The sequence below is a fragment of the Sphaerisporangium dianthi genome, from assembly GCF_042654065.1.
GTDB classification, from domain to species: Bacteria; Actinomycetota; Actinomycetes; order Streptosporangiales; family Streptosporangiaceae; genus Sphaerisporangium; species Sphaerisporangium dianthi.
Window position 1 is genome coordinate 1 of record NZ_JBHSFP010000021.1, and the last position, 14,255, is coordinate 14,255.

10 protein-coding genes are annotated in these 14,255 nt (G+C 73.1%); 6 read left to right on the forward strand and 4 right to left on the reverse strand.

The window, feature by feature from the left end:
- A partial coding sequence (locus tag ACFO60_RS25840; RefSeq protein WP_465269888.1) for a dolichyl-phosphate-mannose--protein mannosyltransferase occupies positions 1 to 720 on the forward strand: 720 nt, incomplete at its 5' end.
- Between the two features lie 37 nt (positions 721 to 757).
- Here ACFO60_RS25840 and ACFO60_RS25845 read toward each other — a convergent pair.
- Positions 758 to 2,296, reverse strand: coding sequence for a hypothetical protein (locus ACFO60_RS25845; protein WP_380844390.1), 1,539 nt, complete (start codon positions 2,294 to 2,296; stop codon positions 758 to 760).
- A gap of 129 nt (positions 2,297 to 2,425) precedes the next feature.
- Here ACFO60_RS25845 and ACFO60_RS25850 point away from each other — a divergent pair, with 129 nt between their 5' ends.
- From ACFO60_RS25850 to ACFO60_RS25865, 4 genes are all read left to right on the forward strand, one after another.
- Positions 2,426 to 3,631, forward strand: a complete 1,206-nt coding sequence (locus ACFO60_RS25850; RefSeq protein ID WP_380844750.1) for a glycosyltransferase family 2 protein — start codon at positions 2,426 to 2,428, stop codon at positions 3,629 to 3,631.
- 114 nt (positions 3,632 to 3,745) lie between these two features.
- On the forward strand, positions 3,746 to 5,539 hold the full coding sequence (gene metG, locus ACFO60_RS25855) for a methionine--tRNA ligase (RefSeq protein ID WP_380844393.1): 1,794 nt from the start codon (positions 3,746 to 3,748) through the stop codon (positions 5,537 to 5,539).
- A gap of 28 nt (positions 5,540 to 5,567) precedes the next feature.
- The gene (locus tag ACFO60_RS25860) at positions 5,568 to 6,422 is read left to right on the forward strand and encodes a TatD family hydrolase (protein WP_380844396.1); all 855 of its coding nucleotides are present in this window, start codon (positions 5,568 to 5,570) and stop codon (positions 6,420 to 6,422) included.
- Between the two features lie 423 nt (positions 6,423 to 6,845).
- Positions 6,846 to 7,727 carry a resuscitation-promoting factor gene (locus tag ACFO60_RS25865; RefSeq protein ID WP_380844399.1) on the forward strand — a complete coding sequence of 294 codons (882 nt, stop codon included), beginning with the start codon at positions 6,846 to 6,848 and terminating at the stop codon, positions 7,725 to 7,727.
- On the opposite strand, the gene ACFO60_RS25870 is transcribed toward ACFO60_RS25865, so the two are convergent.
- Both ACFO60_RS25870 and ACFO60_RS25875 read right to left on the reverse strand, forming a co-directional pair.
- Positions 7,717 to 9,300, reverse strand: a complete 1,584-nt coding sequence (locus ACFO60_RS25870) for a hypothetical protein (protein ID WP_380844402.1) — start codon at positions 9,298 to 9,300, stop codon at positions 7,717 to 7,719. The two genes, ACFO60_RS25865 and ACFO60_RS25870, sit on opposite strands and share 11 nt — an antisense overlap.
- Before the next feature lie 71 nt (positions 9,301 to 9,371).
- Positions 9,372 to 11,513, reverse strand: a complete 2,142-nt coding sequence (locus ACFO60_RS25875; protein WP_380844405.1) for a protein kinase domain-containing protein — start codon at positions 11,511 to 11,513, stop codon at positions 9,372 to 9,374.
- Positions 11,514 to 11,657: 144 nt separating this feature from the next.
- Between ACFO60_RS25875 and rsmA the strand changes: the two genes are divergently transcribed.
- The gene (gene rsmA, locus ACFO60_RS25880; RefSeq protein WP_380844753.1) at positions 11,658 to 12,518 is read left to right on the forward strand and encodes a 16S rRNA (adenine(1518)-N(6)/adenine(1519)-N(6))-dimethyltransferase RsmA; all 861 of its coding nucleotides are present in this window, start codon (positions 11,658 to 11,660) and stop codon (positions 12,516 to 12,518) included.
- A 30-nt stretch (positions 12,519 to 12,548) separates the two neighbouring features.
- Here the strand turns inward: rsmA and ACFO60_RS25885 are convergent, their stop codons facing one another.
- Positions 12,549 to 14,240 (reverse strand): hypothetical protein, encoded by a 1,692-nt coding sequence (locus ACFO60_RS25885; RefSeq protein WP_380844408.1) that lies wholly within the window; start codon positions 14,238 to 14,240, stop codon positions 12,549 to 12,551.
- Positions 14,241 to 14,255 lie beyond the last annotated feature (15 nt).

A 14,255-nucleotide genomic window follows, 5' to 3' on the forward strand; every position in this document is an offset into this window, starting at 1 on the left:
ACCGGTCTGCTGGGTTTGGCGGCGGCTCCGGCCATCGCCTACACCGCCAGCTGGGCCGGCTGGTTCGCCAGTGCCTACGGGTACGGCCGCAACTGGGACCAGGCCACCTCCAGCGGATGGCGGTACTGGGTGTTCAGCTCGGCGCGGTCGTGGGTGGACTACCAGTTGCAGGTGCTCACCTTCCACACCGGCCTCGCCCGGCCGCACGCCTACCAGTCGTGGCCCTGGGAGTGGCCGCTGCTGCTGCGTCCGGTCGCGTTCTTCTACGAGAGCCCGAACGGCTGCGGGGCCGCCAAGTGCTCGCAGGCGGTGCTCGGGGTGGGCACGCCGGTGATCTGGTACGGCGCGCTGGTCGCGTTGATCGCGCTGGTGGCCTGGTATGTGGCCACCCGCGACTGGCGGGCCGGCGCGGTGCTGCTGACCTACGGCGTGGGACTGCTGCCGTGGGTGTACTACGCCATCACCGACCACCGCACCATGTTCCTGTTCTACATGGCACCCATAGTGCCCTTCATGATCCTCGCGCTGGTGCTGGCCGCCGGGCTGCTCATCGGGCCCGCGCGCGCGCAGGGGAGGCGCAGGGCCGTCGGGGCCGCGGTCACCGGGGCGCTCATGCTGCTCGCCATCGCGAATTTCGCCTGGCTGCACCCCGTGCTGTCGGCCGAGCTGCTGCCCTACGACGAGTGGTACCGGCGCATGTTCTTCCCCCGCTGGATCTAGCCCGGCGGATCCAGCCGCGTCTGGAAGGACGGCGAGGCTACGCGGCGGGGTCCAGGCGCGCCTCTTCGGACGGCGCCGCTTCGCGGGAGCGGGACGGGCGCAGGCCATGGCGTACGACGATGGCGGCGGACAGGAAGGCCAGCGGCGCGGCGGGCAGCAGGTAGCGGTAGTCGAACTCGGCGGTGGCGGCCGGAGCGACCACCAGGGCGGCCGCCGCCACCAGCGGCAGCAGCGCGGGCCCGCCCAGCCGGCGCCAGCGCACGACCACCCCGGCCGCGCCCACCAGCATCACCAGCCCGAGCACGAGGCCGGGCATGGCGGCGACGCGCTGGTAGCGCTCCATGAACGTCGCCCACGGCCAGTACACCTTGGTGCTGGCCCTGCCCTGCTCGTAGGCCACCATGTCGCGGTCGGTCCAGCCCAGGTAGCTCGGCCAGTGGGGCAGCGACGTCAGCAGCCGCACCGGGTCTCTGCCGCTCACGCCCTTGCTGTCGAACTGGTACTGGTTCCAGGTGATGGGGTCGGGGAAGACGGCGGCCTGCGAATGGCGGTCCCAGCGGAAGCTCCGCAGCAGGTCGCCGACGACGGCGGACAGGTAGTCGCCGGGCTGGGCGAGGATCGCCCGCCTGGCGAACCTGCTCGCCGCTTCGTTGATCGAGCGGTCGAACTTGTCGGTGCCGTAGCGGTGCAGGACCTCGCCCAGCCCGTTGTTCCACAGATAGAGCTGGGAGAACTTGCTGCGCTCGACGTTGGGGTTGTTGCACAGCGGGATGAGGTCCTGCTCGCGCTGGAGATCAGGCTTGATCTTGGTGCAGTCGGCGAACTTGGCGGTGCGCATGTACAGGATGAGCCCGTCGCTCTGCGTCATCGCGAACTGGCCGTTGACGGCGTTGAACCACCCCATGTAGGCGACCACCGGCACCGCGCAGGCGATGACGACGGCGGCCACGGGTTTCCAGTGGGTGCGTTTGATCAGCAGGAAGACCACGACGACGGCGAGGATCGGCAGGCCGATGCTGCGCGTCAGCGCCGTGAGCGCCAGCAGCAGGCCGATGGCGGCGCCCGCCTTCCACGACAGCCGCCTGTGCCACAGGATCAGCGTGACCACGCCCACGATGAGCAGGGTGAACATGGTGTCCGACATGATCATGTGTTCGAGCTGGATCTGGTAGGCGTCGAACAGCACGGGCACGGTGGCCAGGGTCGCCCCCCAGTCGGGGAGCCCAAATTTGCGCCTCAGAAGCGCATAGACGAGGACCGCCGTCGCCAGGCCCATGAGGTGCTGGGTAAAGACCACCAGTGCGAAGCTGTGGAACGGTTTGAGCATGAGCAGCCAGAACCCGTACCCGTCCGGGCGGATGGGGTGCGGGCGGGGGTGCAGGGCGACCGAGACGTACTCATAGGAGTCGTTGAACCACATCGCCGGCCCGTAGCCCAGCATGGCGATCACGCGCAGGACCGCGCCGAGCGCGCAGGCGATCACGAAGAGCCGCCGCCGCCTCAGAAACCCCAGGAAGCGCGCACCCCTGCGCGGCGTCGGCAGGCCGGCCTGTGCCGGGTCGGCAACGGTCACCATGGATTACAGGATGCCAGCCCTTTCGACGTCTTGACCCGAGCACCGGGGGGCAGAGGGCATCATGGTTGAACTACGCAGACGATGATCGAGGCACGAACGAGGGGTTTCGACGTGGAACTGACCGTGGTCATGCCATGCCTGAACGAGGCGGAGACCGTCGAAACGTGTGTCCGCAAGGCAGTGGCGTGCATGGCGGAGCATGGCATCGAGGGTGAGGTGGTGATCGCCGACAACGGCAGCACCGACGGATCCCAGCAGCTTGCCCGCGACGCCGGAGCCCGGGTGGTCCACGTGGACGCCAAGGGGTACGGCAACGCTCTCATCGGCGGCATCCGCGCCGCGCGCGGCCGCTACGTGATCATGGGCGACGCCGACGACTCCTACGACTTCACCGCGCTGCTGCCCTTCGTGGAGGAGCTGCGCGCCGGCGCCGACCTCGTCATGGGCAACCGCTTCCGCGGCGGCATCGCCCCGGGCGCCATGCCCCCGCTGCACCGCTATCTCGGCAACCCGGTGCTGTCGTTCATCGGCCGGCTGTTCTTCCCCAGCGCCATCCGCGACTTCCACTGCGGCCTGCGCGGGTTCCGCCGCGACTCCATTCTCAAGCTCGGCCTGCAGACCGGCGGCATGGAGTTCGCGAGCGAGATGGTCGTCAAGGCCACCCTGCAGGGCCTGGCCGTGCGCGAGGTGCCGACGACGCTCAGCCCCGACGGCCGCTCCCGCCCGCCGCACCTGCGCTCCTGGCGCGACGGCTGGCGCCACCTGCGCTTCCTGCTCCTGTACAGCCCGCGGTGGCTGTTCTTCATCCCCGGCCTGGTCCTGATGGCCATCGGCCTGACCGTCGGCACGGCGCTGACCTTCGGCCCGGTCTACATCGGCAAGCTCGCCTTCGACATCGACACCCTGGTCGGCGCGTCGGCGGGGGTCGTCATCGGCTTCCAGGCGGTGCTGTTCGCGCTGTTCACCAAGGTGTACGCCGCCGAAGAGGGCTTCCTGCCGGAGGACAGGCGCATCGCGCGGCTGGTCGACGTGGTGACGCTGGAGAAGGGCCTGGTGGCGGGCGGCCTGCTCGCTCTCGCCGGCCTCGGGGGCCTGGTGGCCTCGCTGGCCCACTGGCAGGTGCGCAACTTCGGCGCGCTCATCCCGGCCGAGTCCCTTCGCCTGGTCGTCCCGTCGGCGACCGCGCTCATCATGAGCTTCCAGACCATCTTCGCGTCGCTGTTCATCAGCATCCTCGGCATCCGCCGCACCAAGGAGACCCCGGTCGACGTCGCCGCCTCCGCGGCCGAGGAGGCCGCCGAGGCCGTGCAGCGCGAGGCCACTCCGGCCGCCTGACCCGCCGTTCCTCCGCCAGAGCCGCCCGGCAGCGTGCCGGGCGGCTCTGCGGCGTCTTGGCGCCACTCGTGCAAACGGTTCGAGACGTTCCGCCGGGGCATCTAGGCTTGTGCCATGTCCCAGCACATCTTGACCGCCGTCGCGTGGCCGTACGCGAACGGCCCCCGCCACATCGGGCACGTCTCGGGTTTCGGCGTGCCGTCCGACGTCTTCAGCCGCTACCAGCGGATGGCGGGCAACAAGGTGCTGATGGTGAGCGGCACCGACGAGCACGGCACGCCCATCCTGGTGCAGGCCGACAAAGAGGGCGTGAGCCCCCGCGAGCTCGCCGACCGCTACAACCGGGTGATCGCCGAAGACCTCACCGCCCTCGGCCTTTCCTACGACCTGTTCACCCGCACCACGACCAGCAACCACTACGCCGTCGCCCAAGAGATCTTCAAGGGCCTGTACGCCAACGGCTACGTCTTCCCGAAGACCACGATGGGCGCGGTCTCGCCGACCACCGGCCGCACGCTGCCCGACCGCTACATCGAGGGCACCTGCCCCATCTGCGGGTACGACGGCGCGCGCGGCGACCAGTGCGACAACTGCGGCAACCAGCTCGACCCGATCGACCTGATCAACCCCCGCAGCAAGGTCAACGGCGAGAAGCCCAAGTTCATCGAGACCGAGCACTTCATGCTCGACCTGCCGGCCTTCACCGAGGCGCTCGGCACCTGGCTGCAGTCCAAGCAGGGCGAGTGGCGCCCCAACGTGCTCAAGTTCTCGCTGAACCTCCTCGGCGACCTGCAGCCGCGCGCCATCAGCCGCGACCTCGACTGGGGCGTGCCGATCCCGCTGGACGGCTGGAGCGACCGCGGCGACAAGCGGCTGTACGTCTGGTTCGACGCCGTCATCGGCTATCTCAGCGCCTCCGTCGAGTGGGCCCGCCGGTCCGGCGACCCCGACGCCTGGCGGCAGTGGTGGCAGAACCCCGACGCCCGTGGCTACTACTTCATGGGCAAGGACAACATCGTCTTCCACTCCGAGATCTGGCCGGCGATGCTGCTGGGCTACAACGGCGAGGGCGCGCGGGGCGGCACCCCGGGCTCCCTCGGCAAGCTCGCCCTGCCGTCCGAGGTCGTCTCCAGCGAGTTCCTCACCATGGAGGGCCGCAAGTTCTCCTCCAGCCGCCAGGTCGTGATCTACGTCCGCGACTTCCTCGAGCGGTACGACGCCGACGCCCTGCGCTACTACATCGCCGTGGCCGGCCCCGAGAACCAGGACACCGACTTCACCTGGTCCGAGTTCGTGAACCGCAACAACGGCGAGCTGGTCGCCGCCTGGGGCAACCTGGTCAACCGTTCGATCTCGATGGCCGCGAAGAACTTCGGCGCGGTGCCCGAGGCCGGCGAGCTGACCGACGCCGACCGCGTGCTGCTCGAGCGCAGCCGCGCGGCGTTCCCCGCCGTCGGCGCCGAGCTCGGCAGGTCCCGGCTGAAGAACGCCGTCACCGAGGCGTTCGACGTCGTCCGGGACGCCAACCGCTACCTGGCCGAGCAGGAGCCCTGGAAGCTCAAGGACGACCCCGAGCGGGTGAAGTCCATCCTGCACGTCGCGCTCCAGGTCGTCGACGACGCCAAGACCCTGCTCACCCCGTTCCTGCCCGGCTCGTCGAACAAGGTGCACGCCATGCTCGGCGGCGAGGGCGTGTGGTCGGGCATGCCGCAGATCCGCGAGGTGGACGACGAGGACGGCCGTCACTACCCGGTCATCACCGGCGAGTACGACGGCGCGGCGACCTGGGAGTCCAAGCCCATCCGGGCGGGCGTCCCGCTGGCCCCGCCGACGCCGCTGTTCGCCAAGCTCGACCCCAAGGTCGTGGACGAGGAGCTCGCCCGCCTCGACACCCCGCCGTCCGAGTGACGCGCCGCAGCACGATGGGGGAGCACCGGTGACCGACCTTCCCTCCGCGCCGAGACCGCTCGGCGCGGAGGTCTTCGACAGCCACTGCCACCTGGACATCATGGTCGGCGACCGCAAGGCGTCCTCCGGAGACCCGGTGGCGCTCGCCGCGCAGGCCGCGAGCGGCGGGGTCGAGCGCATCCTCGCCGAGGCGCGGGCGGTCGGCGTCACCCGGCTGGTGACGGTCGGCTACGACCTGCGCTCCTCACGGTGGAACGCCGAGACCGCCCGCCGGCACGAGGACGTCTACGCGGCCGTGGCGATCCACCCCAACGAGGCGCACGCCGCCACGCCCGAGGTCCTCGCCGAGATCGAGAAGCTCGCCGGCGAGCCGCGGGTGCGCGCTGTGGGCGAGACGGGCCTCGACTACTTCCGCGACTGGGCCTCGCATGACGACCAGCAGGCGTCCTTCCGCGCGCACATCGAGATCGCCAAGCGCACGGGCAAGGCCCTGGTGATCCACGACCGCGACGCCCACGACGACGTCCTGCGCGTCCTCGCCGAGGAAGGCGCCCCCGACGTGGTGGTGTTCCACAGCTTCTCCGGGGACGCCGCCATGGCCAGGCGCTGCGTCGAGGCGGGGTACGTCATGTCGTTCTCCGGGCCCGTCACCTACAAGAACGCCGCCAACCTCCGTGAGGCGGCCCGGGTGGCGCCGCCCGAGCTCATCCTGGTCGAGACCGACGCCCCCTACCTGCCGCCCACCCCGCACCGCGGCAAGCCGAACGCGCCCTACCTCATCCCGCTGACGCTGCGCTGCCTGGCCGAGGTGAGATCCGCGGACGTGGACGAGCTCGCCCGCACCATCAGCGCCAACGGCGAACGCGTCTTCGGCGCCTGGTGACCCCGGGGGCAGAACGACGCCTCGGCGCCTGATGACCGCAAGGCAGAGCCGCCGCTCCGGCGCCTGGTGATCGCGAGGGCGGAGCGCCGTTCCGGTGCCTGGTGACCGGCCTGGCGCGCCAGGTGGTGCGAGACCGCGGGCGATTCGGTGCGTTAGGCGGCTCGTGTACCCGTCGGCCGCATTCGACGACCTCAAGCCGAGCCAATGTCACGGATTGGTTTCGGTGTTCTGGTTGAGGGGCGTGACGCCCCCGCGCTAGCGTCGGCAGCCGGTCTCCGGTGGGGCCTGACCGCGCGGCCCACCGGCCCCTACCGGGTCTTCGGTCTACCTGAAGGACGCGCTGTGGTTCGATCTTCCGCCTCGAGACGAGGCGTGCGCCGTGCCGGGTCGCGTGGCGCCCGCCGCCGGCGCCCGCCTCGGCGGGTGTGGGCCAGGGTGGCGGGCGCGGTCGTGGCGGGCGTCGCGGCAGGCCTGCTGACCGGCCACGGGCTGACCAAGGAGGTACGGCTGGCCGTGGACGGCAGCGAGACGACGGTCCGCAGCTTCGGCGGCACGGTGCGGGACGTGCTCACCGCCGTGAAGGTCGAGGTCGGCCCGCACGACGAGGTGTCCCCGCCGCCCGCCGCCCCCGTCGCGGACGGCGGGTCCATCGTCGTGCGCCATGCCCGGCCGCTCGCGCTCACCGTGGACGGCAGGAAGAGCATGCACACGGTGACCGCGCTCAACGTGGGGGAGGTGCTCCAGCAGTTCGACCTGAACGACCGCAAGGCGACCCTGTCGGCCTCCCGGATGCGGCAGATCCCGGTCTCGGGGTTCGCGCTCGACGTCCGCACGCAGCGCCGGGTGACGGTCGTGCGGGGCGGGGTGCGGCTGGAGGCGGTGACCACAGGGCGCACGGTGCGCTCGGTGCTGGCCCAGGAGAAGATCACCCTGGGCAAGGGAGACCGGGTGCGTCCCCCCATGGACGCCTTCCCCGAGGACAGCGAGGTGATCCGCATCATCCCGGCGGCGCCCGCCGCGCCGGTCCACACGGTGGCCGTCAGCCCCGCCGTGGCCGCGCTCAACTGGGCGGCCCTGGCGCGGTGCACGACCTTCGCCAATGTGAAGGCGTTCGACCCGGCCGGACCCTACTACGGGATGTACCTGTTCAGCCTGCCCATGTGGCAGACGGTCGGGGGCACAAGGACGCCGCTCGACTGGCCGGCGGCCGAGCAGACCTACCGGGCCCAGCTCCTCTACCAGAGGCTCGCCGGCCGCTGGCGCGTCCAGTGGCCGATCTGCGGCTACCGGCTGTTCACCCGCTGACGGCGGCGCCGAAGTCGGCGGACCCGCCGCCGGGGACGACGGGCACCCCGTCGCGTCCCGGGACGAGAAGCCGGGCCGCCGCGCCGTCGCGCAGCACCGCGACCGCCCCGCCCGGAGCGTCCCGCCGGTCCGGAACCCCGGCCAGCAGCCCCACACCGGGACCGAAAGAGTCCGCGGCGCCGAAGGCGGCGATCGACCAGCCGAAGTGGTCGTACGGACGTTCCGGGCTCCCTCGCAGCACCCCGGCGGCGGGCCCTCCGCTGAGCGGCACCTGCCTGATCGCGCCCGCCTGGGGCGCGCCGGCGGAGTCGAACGGGCCGCCGATCGCCAGCCGCAGCGCCGTGGCGGACCCGACCATGGCGAGCGACCAGCCGAGCGCGGCCCCGGCCTTGGCGGGCTGGTCCGCGAGGCCCTCGCCGCCGAGCCGGATCGTCCGTGCGGGAGCGGGCTTGCCGTCCTTGCCCAGGCCGAACACCTGCACCAGACCGGCGTCCTTCACCCCGCCCACGTCGGCGAGCGGGGCGCCGGCCGCGAGGTACGGCCTGCCGCCGGACTCGGCGTAGGCCAGGGCGTACCCGTACCGGTCGCCGGCGTGCTCGGCGACGCCCCGCACCGAGTCGGGGATGCTCCACTTGATGCTGGTGTAGGTCTTGCCGGCCTCGGCGGCGTCGAAGATGATCTCGACCGCTCCGGTGTCGGCCTTACCCGCGTCGCCGACCTGCTTGCCGGCCCCGTCGTCGTTCTCGTACGGCGTGCCCACGACGAGGTCGACCGAGTCGGCGCGCCCGCCGAAGCGGCCGAAGACCAGCGACCAGCCGTACATGTCGCCTTCCTCGCTGTTGCCGACGATGCCCTCCGACTGCTGGGTGACCCGCATCGCGGGCTCGGTCCCGCCCTCGGGCTTGGCGCAGTACAGGTAGACGGCGCCGGAGTCGCCGGTGCGGTCGGCGTTCTCGTACGGCGCCCCGACCGCGATCACCCCCGCCGGGCGGCCGGCGGACCGGGCGGCGGCCAGTGACCAGCCGAAATGGGCGTCGCGCTCGGGCTCGGGAGCGGAGATCTCGGTGATCGCTCCGGCCGGCACCCGGTCGTCGTAGGCGCCGCCGCGGATGACGTACACCGCTCCGGCGTCGGCGGCGCCCCCGGCGTCCGCGTACGGGGCGCCGACGATGACGTCCAGGCAGCGGTCACCGTCGTAGTGCGTCGTGCGCACGGTCCAGCCGAAGGCGTCACCGGGGTGAGGGACGGGCGCGGTGATCACCAGGCCGCCGCCGGGGCCGTCGCCGCCGCCGATCGGCAGGATGTGCACCGCTCCGGCGCCGCTGACGCCCCCGGCGTCGGCCAGGGGGTCGCCGGCGACCACGTCGTCGCGGCCGTCGCCGTCGAAGTCGGCGGCGCTCGCCTTCGCGCAACCGGCCGCGGCCTCGGCGCGCTGGGCGGCCGGCGCGGTCAGGGAGGCGGCGAGCAGCCCGGCCGCCAGCAGCGCGGCCGATAAGGACCGCCGGCCCCCGGCCGTCAGACGGGCGGCCGGCAGGCAACGCGAGGCCCTGGCCGTCAGGCGGGCGGCCGGCAAGGACCGTAAGACGATGGATAAGGAGCGCGAGGCCCTGGCCGTCAGGCGGGCGGCCGATAAGGAGCGCAGGGTCACAGCCGCACCTCGATGGTCGTCGTGTCGGAGATCGGCACCTTCAGGGTGGCCGGCCCCCGGGCGGGCGGCAGGTCGTAGACGAGCACGCCGTCGAGCCGGCCGCCGGGCGCCAGAGTGCCGGGCGCCGGGGTGGCCGCCGGGAGCGGATCGTGCTCGCCGCCGCGGTCGTCCACCAGCACCGGCGGCGTGGCCGCGACGGCCACGGGGAGGCCGCCGGGGTTGACCAGCGTCCACCTGATCACGCAGAACCGGCCCTCGTCGGGCGTGGCGTCCTCGTAGGAGGTCAGGCCGCACCGGGGCCGGGCGGGGACGACGAACTGCGCGCCGTCGAGCGTGTCGCCCGTCGTGTAGCGCCGGTCCACGTCGGTCTCGCGGGTGGGAGTGGGCGCGGTGACGGCGGCCACTCCGGTCGCGCGGACCGCGGTGCGGTCGGGCAGCACCATCACCAGCACGCCCGCCGTGACGATGAGACCGCCCAGCACCGTCAGCACCGGCACCAGCCACTTACGGCCCCTCGACCTACGCGGGGACTCGGCCGCGGTCGCGGGCTGCAGTGAGGGCACCGTGGCCCCGGTCCCCTCCGCGGAGGGACGGGTGTCCTCGTTCCGCGGCCCCATGGATGCGCCGGAGGGCGCCACGCCGGGGGATGCCACTCGGGCGGCCGCTACGCCGGAGGGCGTGACGGCCGAGGGCGCCACGCCGGAGGGTGCCGTGCCGGAGGGTGCCGTGCCGGAGGGTGCCATGCCGGCAGGCGCCACGGATGAGGGAGGCACGGATGAGGGCGCCACGCCAGACGGTGCCGTTCCGGAGGAGCCGGGGGCGGTGAAGGGCGAAGGACGCGGCGGCAGGGCCAGGCCAGGGAGCGACAGGCCGGGGTTGGTGTCGTCGTCGTCCCCGATGCCCTCGGCGGCCCCGCCGGGGCCCCTGGACCCCGTGGCCCCTTGCGGGAGAGCGCCCTCCACGAGGGTGCGCTCAGGGGCCGGGGACGCCGCGGGGCCGGCCGCGGAGGGGGTGCGGCCGAAGGGTGAGGGCTGGGGCCTGGACGGGGGGCGGCCGGAGGGGGAGGGCTCCTCGGGAACGGGCTCGGAAAGGGGGCGCTCGGCGGCGGGACGCTCGCCGGGGCGTCCGTCAGGGCGTCCTTCAGGGCGGTCATCAGGGCCTGCGGCGGGGAGGGCCGCGGCTGCGGGGTCTTCGGCGGACGTGGCGGCGGCGACGTTCGCGGGGGGTTCCCAGGACTCGTTCAGCATCTCGCTGGCCACGAGCGTCGGCGGGTCCACCGGCACGGCCCGCGAGGGCGGCGGCGTGGCGCCGGTCGGGTCGCCGCCCACCAGCGCGATCAGCAACTCCTGCGCGGAGGGCCTGTGCCGCGGGTCGGGCTCGGTGGCCTGCCGCACGAGCCGGTCCAGCGGCGCGGGGAGCGTGCCGAGATCGGGGCGGCCGGTCAGCACGCGGGAGGCCAGGGTCATCAGGTCGCCGCGCCCGTACGGGTGCCGCCCGTTGCCGGCGTAGGCGACCAGGCACCCCCAGGCGAAGATGTCGGCGGCCGGGGTGATCTCTTCGCCGCGTACCTGCTCAGGCGCCCACCAGCCGGGGCTGCCGAGCAACTCGCCGGACCGGGTGACACCCTGCGTGGCGTCGAGGGCGCGGGCGATGCCGAAGTCGATCACTCGTGGGCCGGACATCGACAGGATCACGTTGGCCGGCTTGAGGTCGCGGTGGACCAGCCCGGCCACGTGGATGGCGGCGAGCGCCGCGGCCACGCCGAGGGCGACGCCGTGCAGGGTGCCCGCCTCCAGCGCGCCGTAGCGGGAGATCTGCTTGGACAGCGGCGTCCCGGCGATGTACTCGGTGATCATGTACGGCCGGCCGTCGTCGGCGTTGCCGTTGTCGAGCACCGCGGCGGTGCAGAACGACGCGACGCGACGGGCGTTGGTGACCTCGGCGTGGAACCGGACGGCGAAGCCCTCGTCGATCGTGAACTCGGCCTTGACCACCTTCACGGCGACGAGCCGCCCCGTGGGCGCCTCGGCGAGATAGACGGTGCCCATGCCGCCCTGGCCGAGACGGCCGAGCAGCCGATAGGGCCCGATGGCCGGAGGGTCGGCAGGGAGCAGCGGGTCCGCACCGGTACGGTCCATTGACGACGCCTCCTCACTCCCTGGCGTGGCCACACTACCCATGCCCACTTTCCTTCCGCTTGAAGATCGGTTACGGCTCGCAGGGCGATTGAAGGCGGTTCGTCCGCCGACTCTGGGGAGTGTTCGGTGCGAGACACTGAATGGATGGGGAGTTCAATTGTGGGCTTGCTGGGCCCGGCCGAAATACGTAATTTGGCGCACAAGCTCGACCTTCGTCCGACAAAACGGCTCGGACAGAACTTCGTCATCGACGGCGGCACGGTCCGGCGCATCGTCAGAGTGGCGGAGGTCACCTCCGCCGACACCGTGATCGAGGTGGGGCCGGGGCTCGGGTCGCTCACTCTCGCACTGCTCCCCGAGGCCGCCCAGGTGATCGCGGTCGAGATCGACCCGGTCCTCGCGACCCAGCTCCCGCTCACCGTCGCCGAGCGGGCGCCCGAAGTGGCGGCCCGCCTCACCGTCGTCCAGGCGGACGCGATGCGCGTCCGTCCCGAGGAGCTCGGCGGGCAGCCCACCGCCCTGGTGGCCAACCTGCCGTACAACGTGGCGGTGCCCGTCGTGCTCCACCTTCTGGAGGTGCTGCCGTCCCTGAGCAAGGGCCTGGTGATGGTGCAGAGCGAGGTCGCCGACCGCATGGCCGCGGGGCCGGGGTCCAAGGTGTACGGGGTGCCCTCGGTCAAGGCGGCCTGGTACGCCGACGTGCGCCGAGCGGGGCCGGTCGGCCGCACGGTCTTCTGGCCGGCGCCCAACGTCGACTCCGGGCTGGTGGCGATGACCCGCCGGGAGCCCCCGCGGACCACCGCGTCACGCAAGGAGGTGTTCGCGGTCATCGACGCGGCGTTCGCCCAGCGGCGCAAGACGCTGCGGGCCGCGCTCGCCTCCTGGGCGGGCACGGCCGCCGCGGCCGAGACGGCGCTGCGCGCCGCGGGCGTGGACCCCTCCGAGCGCGGCGAGCAACTCCACGTGGAGGACTTCGCCCGCATCGCCGAACACCGCCCCACCTGACCCCCGCGCGTCGTTCCTGCGGGTGTCCGGTCATCCGGCGACGGCGGCGCCGAAGTCCATGCCCTGGTACGGGGTGCGGTCGCTCTGGCCGGACGGCTCGGTCCTGCCGTCGCCGGGACGGAGGGGCACGGCGTCCGCGCCGCCCAGCGGCACCAGGCCGATCGCTCCCGTCCCGTCCCGGTCGGGGGCGCCGATGACCGCCCAGCCGTCGCCCGCGCCGCTCACCGCCCAGCCGAAATGCTCGAAGCTCTGCGGGTTCCGCGCCCGCGTCAGGTGCCCCGCCCGTGCCAGCGGCCGGCCGGGGTTCACCGGCTCCCCGCTCGCCGGGTCGGTCTCGCCGAGCGTCAGCATGTGCACCGCCCCTGTCTCGGGGTGGCTGCCGTCCCCGTCGTACGGCGCGCCCACCAGCAGGTCACGGCTCCCCGAGAACGCCAGCGAGAAGCCGAAGGCGTCGTGCGGCTCGCTGACCTCCGTCGCCTCCGTCTCCTGCCAGAGCGTTCCGGCCGGGCGGGGATCGCGCGCGGACCGGCCGCCGGAGAAGAGCTGGACGAGCCCGGCGTCTTCGACGGACCTCGGGTCGGCGTACGGGGCGCCCGCGGCGAGCCGCCCGGGGCCGCCGCCGGCGCCGTAGGCGAGGGAGTACCCGAACAGGTCGCCCTCGCGGGCCGGCACCTCGTCGGTCAGCTCCGACAGCTCCCATCCCTTGCCGCGATACCAGGTCCCGGCGCCGTCCGCCGGGTCGTACAGGACCGTCACGGCCCCCGCGTCCCGCACGGGCGCGCCCTTGCCCGGGGTGTCCTCGTACGGGGCGCCGATGGCGAGCTCCGCGCCCGGTCCTCCGACGAGCGGGCCGAGGGCGAGCGACCAGCCGAACAGGTCGCCCGCCTCCCCGTCGCCGGGCACGCCGGGCGACTGCTGGGTGATGCGGCGCGGCACGCCCGCCTCGCGGCCGTCGGCGCCGCCGAAGCGGTACAGGTAGACCGCGCCGGAGTCGGGGATGCCGTCGGCGTCCTCGTACGGCGCCCCGACGGCGACGACGCCGGAGGCGACGGCCAGGGACCAGCCGTAGTGCGCGCCGTTGCGGGGCGCGGGGGCGCGCAGGTCGAGCCGGTCACCGGGGCCGGAACGGCCGAAGCCGCTGCCGCCCCAGTAGACGGTGACGCTGCCGGCCCCCGGCACCGGGGTGACGCGGCCGCTGGACTTCTCGGTCACGTGACCGATCCAGTGCGGGTTCGCGACCACCAGGTCCAGGCACCCGTCGCCGTCGATGTGCCCGGCGCGGGCCGTCCAGCCGCTCAGGCCGCCGCTCCGGTCGAACGGCCGGCTGATCACCTCGGGAAACCCCGCGCGGGTGCCGCGCAGGAAGAACAGGCCTCCCGAACCCGACCACTGGTCGGCGGGCTCGCCGAAGGGGTCGCCGACGACGACGTCGTTGAAGCCGTCCCCGTCGAAGTCCGCCGTCCCGGCGTCCGCGCACTCGTCCGGGGCCACCCCGGACACCGGCGGAGTCCCGGACGTGAGAGGCGTTCCGGGCGCCCCGGACACGATGGGCGCACCGGCCGTTCCGGGCGCACCTGACACGGTGGGCGTATCAGGCGTGCTGGGCGCGCCGGGTGTGGAAGGCGTCCCGGACGCGGAGGGCACGGCGGGGGAGCCGTACGAAGGCGCGGCGCCGAGAGGGAGCAGCACCAGCAGCGGCAGCGCGACCGACAGACGTCTCATCCACGCCCCCCGGCC

What these genes read in the sequence shown, in the direction of transcription:
- ACFO60_RS25845 (WP_380844390.1), bottom strand. Translation starts at nt 2,296, where the DNA reads ATGGTGACCGTTGCCGACCCGGCACAGGCCGGCCTGCCGACGCCGCGC.
- ACFO60_RS25850 (WP_380844750.1), top strand. Translation starts at nt 2,426, where the DNA reads ATGCCATGCCTGAACGAGGCGGAGACCGTCGAAACGTGTGTCCGCAAG.
- metG (WP_380844393.1), top strand. Translation starts at nt 3,746, where the DNA reads ATGTCCCAGCACATCTTGACCGCCGTCGCGTGGCCGTACGCGAACGGC.
- ACFO60_RS25875 (WP_380844405.1), bottom strand. Translation starts at nt 11,513, where the DNA reads ATGGACCGTACCGGTGCGGACCCGCTGCTCCCTGCCGACCCTCCGGCC.
- rsmA (WP_380844753.1), top strand. Translation starts at nt 11,658, where the DNA reads ATGGGGAGTTCAATTGTGGGCTTGCTGGGCCCGGCCGAAATACGTAAT.
- ACFO60_RS25885 (WP_380844408.1), bottom strand. Translation starts at nt 14,240, where the DNA reads ATGAGACGTCTGTCGGTCGCGCTGCCGCTGCTGGTGCTGCTCCCTCTC.